Source organism: Methanosarcina spelaei (genome assembly GCF_002287235.1).
In the GTDB taxonomy this organism is placed as follows: Archaea; Halobacteriota; Methanosarcinia; order Methanosarcinales; family Methanosarcinaceae; genus Methanosarcina; species Methanosarcina spelaei.
Genome location: NZ_LMVP01000460.1, coordinates 1 through 294, shown reverse-complemented (window position 1 = coordinate 294; position 294 = coordinate 1). Strand labels below are relative to the sequence as shown.

Below are 294 nucleotides of genomic sequence, written 5' to 3'. Positions count from 1 at the left end.
TCTTTCCCTGAGCGGACAGGGAGGTCTCTGGTCCCTAGACAGCCATGCCAGGCCTTCCAGCCATGGCACATGCATTTTTAATGAGTCTTGTTTCGGTCTTTGCTGCAAGAACTTCGTAAGGGCTTTTTGGAATAGGGGGTTTCCCGCGCACCGAGGTCATTACACCATTAACAATGGTGTCTACTTCCTTTTCCAGAGCATAGCTCATGTGAACAGGCATAAACACATTTTCTGAAATCGGAGACCCAGTCGGTCCACCCTGCACGATTGGCTTTGCCTTGTCACCAACACTTC

Annotated in this window: 1 pseudogene; it reads right to left on the bottom strand. The window is 50.0% G+C overall.

What is annotated here, in order from left to right:
* Positions 1-37 precede the first annotated feature (37 nt).
* Positions 38-294 (bottom strand): annotated as a pseudogene (locus tag ASJ81_RS16565) (monomethylamine:corrinoid methyltransferase); the annotation flags it as partial.